Origin of the sequence: Stygiolobus sp. CP850M (genome assembly GCF_037389425.1) — an archaeon.
In the GTDB taxonomy this organism is placed as follows: Archaea; Thermoproteota; Thermoprotei_A; order Sulfolobales; family Sulfolobaceae; genus Stygiolobus.
The window spans coordinates 1-3934 of the sequence record NZ_JBBHKR010000051.1 but is presented as its reverse complement, the minus strand read 5'-3'; the positions used below and the strand labels follow the sequence as shown (position 1 = coordinate 3934).

Below are 3934 nucleotides of genomic sequence, written 5' to 3'. Positions count from 1 at the left end.
GGTGAAGAGAACAATCCCATCCCCGCCCCCATAAGGAAAGATATTGCGAAGAACTGCCAGAGCTGGAAATCATACGGCAATAAGGAGAGTAGGAAGAACCCTAATGCGCTTACGAAGAGGCCCAACGAAGTGAATACTTTTGACCCGTATCTGTCCGAGAGGATACCGCTTATCGGTCCTAACGCTGCAAATCCGAGCATGTTAGGTATTAAGTAAAGCCCTGCCCAGAAAGGCGTCTGGGAATAAGGCACTCCGTGAAGCGGTAACCAGATTCCTTGTAATAAGACGAGCATCATTAGAAGTATTCCTTGTCTCGCCATAGAGGCGATAAAATTAGTGAAGTTAGCTACAGAGAAATCCCTGACTTTAAACAAGGATAAGTCGAACATAGGGTTCTTAACCTTGCTTTCCACGAACACGAAGATACCTATTGCCAAGAAGGAGATAGTTAAACCCGTGATTACAAAGGGATTTCCCCAACCCAGTTGTTGGTTACCGTAAGGTAAAAGACCGTAAGTAACTGAGATCAAGAGTAGAGTTATTCCAAGTGCGAATAGGACATTGCCGATTATGTCTAACGGTTGTTTGATCGGCTTCTGAACATCTCTCAAGGACTTGAAACTCCAAAGAGTTCCTATGATCCCAACTACGAAGTCCAAAAGGAATATGTATCTCCAGTTTATCACAGAAAGAACACCGCCTATAATTAACCCCGCGACTCCACCGACCAGTCCCGACACTTGATTCAGACCGAGAGCCTTGCCCAATTCGTTCTTCGGGAAATAGTCAGTAAGGATTGCTGCACTGTTTACCATCAATAAGCCTCCGCCTACACCTTGGAAAAGTCTTAAAATTATCATTTCGAGAACTGCACTGTCACCGTAGCCGTTTACCGTAGATAAGATACCTGAAGATATTGCAAAAATCAGAAATCCAAAGGAGTATAACTTTGCTCTGCCTTTGAGGTCTGATATTCTGCCGAATGTGACTACTAAAGAAGACGTAACTATCATGTATCCTAAAATTAGCCAAATTAAGTAACCTAGTGCATCAGGAGCTGTTGGATTAAACCTTAGACTGTTGAATATTTGGGGCAAGGCGATAATTATCATGTTGTAATTTGCAAAGGCTATGAATATTGCAATGCTGGTGTTGGACAAAGCAATCCATTTACTCTTCATGTTTGTTCGGGATAGAACTATTAGTTTCTAAATATAAATTCGTTTCTAACAAATGGACTTATACAAAAGCCAGTCTATAATGACTAATTCTCTAAATAATTTAGTATAATATCGCTGGGATTAAAACGTAATTACATTACAAATAGTTTTATACGTATTTCAGTAGTAGGTAATTACGACTTGAAATTACTTTTCGTTAATCACAGAGATATTTTTCACCCTCAAGCCGGAGGTGCGGAGCAAGTAATATATGAGGTAGGGAAAAGGCTTGTTAAGAAGGGTGTGGAAGTATACTGGATGAGTGAGAATAAGGGTATAGCAGAGGAAGAGATAGATGGGATAAAGTTGATTAGGAAAGGGAATTCTCTTACTTTGCATTATTACTCGTTAAAGGAAGTTAAGAAATACGATGTAGTCATAGATAGTGTTGCTCACGCAATACCATTTTTTTCTTATAAGGTTAATAGGAAGAGTGTAGGTTTGATTCATCACGTCCATCAAGATGTCGTTGACTTCGAACTTAACCCGTTCTTATCACGTGTTGTAAAGTTTCTTGAGAAGAGAGTAAAGAACTACCCTAGACTTATTTCTGTTTCTAACACTACTAAGGAGGAGTTAGTAAAAAGGTTCGGAATTAATGAGAACATAATTAAGGTTATTTATAACGGTATAGATCATGAAAAATTTACCCCTGGTGAGAAGTCCGAATACCCACTCATCTTATGGATAGGTAGGTTAAAGAAGTACAAGAACCCGTTAGATGCTATAAAGATCTTCAAGAAACTGAACAATAGAAAGGCTGTTCTTATTATGGTAGGTTCCGGCGAAATGGAGAAAGAGATTAAAGATGTTATAGCCGGTGAGAAGAACATATTCTTTCTCGGAAAAGTAGACGAAAAAAAGAAGATAGAGCTTTACCAAAAAGCGTGGGTAGTGCTTTCGACCTCTTTTATCGAGGGATGGGGGATGACTATAGTTGAGGCTAATTCTTGCGGTACCCCGGCAGTAGCTTATTCCACAGGCGCTATGCCTGAGATTATAAGGGAAGGTGTTAACGGCTTCTTAGTAAACTATAAGGACTATAACAAGGCAGCAGAAGCTATTAGCTACTTGATAGAAGACGAGAACTCCATGAGATATTTGTCAAAGCTAAGCTATGAGTCCTCTTTAAAGTACGATTGGAATAAAACCTCTGAAGAATATTATAAATATATATGGGAGACAGTAGTAGACTAGAGAAGGCTAAAGTTCTTTATGAAGAGTACAAGAGGAAAAAAGATAAGAGTCTTTTAGATGAAGCAGTAAAGCTTTTACAAGGGGATGACAGTGTTGCGTCACTGAACCAATTAGGACTTATTTATACCGAATTAGAAAGGTATCAGGAGGCCGAAGAAGTTTTCAGAAAAGCACTAAGAAAAACAAAGAACGAAGAGGACTTAGCTATAATTAAATTTAATTTAGCCATATGTCTCTTTAAAAAGAAAGACTTAACGTCAGCATATGAAATACTGAAGGAACTGTCGGTTACAAAAAATGTAATGAAAGTTCACTCTCAAAGGCTCTTGGCTAAGGTCTGCCTTGCAATGGGTGACATCAAACATGTGGACGAAGCAAGGGCTATTCTAGAGAACTTTGATGAGCCTACAGAAGACCTAATAGTCTCTTACATCTATCTGGCTAGGAACGGCAGAAGGGAGTATTTGAAGAAAGCAATTGAGTTAGCCCAACTTTTGGGCAACAAGAGGTTATTAGCGGAAGCACTCCTCTCTTCAGAAGCAGAAGAGGATCTCGAAAAGGCATTGGTGTTATTTAGGGAGTTAAAAGACGTAAAAGGAGAGGCAAGGGCTCTATACAAGCTTTCTTTTTACAATAAAGAGTTGTTATATGAGGCACTTCAGAAATTAGAGGAGTACGGTGAAGGAACCGACAGCGATAAAGTCAGGCTATTGAACGAGCTTTATAAAAGGACTAATTTAGTGGACTTTCTTAAAAAGGCAATATCTTATGCCGAGAAAGCTAATGAGACACTCTTCTTAGCTAGGGCTTACGTTGAATTATCTAAGCATGAGAACGAAGTGGAAAATTTAAGGAAAGCAGTGAAGTATTATGAAGAGTTCATATCAAAGTACTTTTAATCCCCATTTGTTTGTGAACATTACATCTTCAGGTTTCTTAACCTCCTTAGGCTTGGGTTGGTACTCTGGATCAGGATATCCTACGGAGAGAAGAGTCATTAATATTTTTCCCTCTGGAATCCCTAAGAGCTCCTTAGCTTTCCTATTTTCATAAGCAGCTATCCATCCTACTCCCAATCCTACTGAGTAAGCGGCTAAGACAAAATACAGTGTAGCGTTTGCGGTATCTATCATCCACGTCTCTGGGCTTAAATCAGGTTCTGCTACTACGGCAATACCTATCGGGGCATATGCAATGTGAGAAGCTCCTTTATGTAGTGTTGAGAGTTCCTTCTTAATCGATTCATCCGTAATAATTATGAACTTCCATGGTTCTCTGTTGTTGGAATTAGGGGAGTGGTTTGCGACACTTATTAGTTCTTTAATTAAATTCATGTCTACTGGTTTATTCTGAAACTTTCTTATACTTCTTCTCCTTATGAGGAAATCTATTATTTCGTTCACTTGAGAATTCATTACGTATAAGCAAAAAAGTTTACTGAACGAAATGGGGACAAGGGGATTTCATAGAGCTCTAATGAGCACTCAATCCCCCCGCTGGACGTAATTAAAAATTTA

At 39.1% G+C, this 3934-nt stretch carries 4 protein-coding genes; 2 read left to right on the top strand and 2 right to left on the bottom strand.

Annotated elements, in window-relative coordinates; all coding sequences use genetic code 11:
- Nucleotides 1-1181 (bottom strand): MFS transporter (locus WIW89_RS04910; protein ID WP_337719959.1); only part of this gene is annotated, 1181 nt, incomplete at its 3' end.
- A gap of 180 nt (nt 1182-1361) precedes the next feature.
- Here WIW89_RS04910 and WIW89_RS04905 point away from each other — a divergent pair.
- The gene (locus WIW89_RS04905) at nt 1362-2417 is read left to right on the top strand and encodes a glycosyltransferase family 4 protein (RefSeq protein ID WP_337719958.1); all 1056 of its coding nucleotides are present in this window, start codon (nt 1362-1364) and stop codon (nt 2415-2417) included.
- Complete coding sequence (locus WIW89_RS04900; protein WP_337719957.1) at nt 2396-3316, top strand: tetratricopeptide repeat protein; 921 nt, start codon at nt 2396-2398, stop codon at nt 3314-3316. Before WIW89_RS04905 ends, WIW89_RS04900 begins: the two co-directional genes overlap by 22 nt.
- On the opposite strand, the gene WIW89_RS04895 is transcribed toward WIW89_RS04900, so the two are convergent.
- Nucleotides 3302-3820 carry a nitroreductase family protein gene (locus WIW89_RS04895; RefSeq protein WP_337719956.1) on the bottom strand — a complete coding sequence of 173 codons (519 nt, stop codon included), beginning with the start codon at nt 3818-3820 and terminating at the stop codon, nt 3302-3304. The two genes, WIW89_RS04900 and WIW89_RS04895, sit on opposite strands and share 15 nt — an antisense overlap.
- Nucleotides 3821-3934 lie beyond the last annotated feature (114 nt).

Bases quoted from the DNA above. Each gene is read 5' to 3' on its own strand.
- WIW89_RS04900 (WP_337719957.1), top strand. From the start codon at position 2,396: ATGGGAGACAGTAGTAGACTAGAGAAGGCTAAAGTTCTTTATGAAGAG.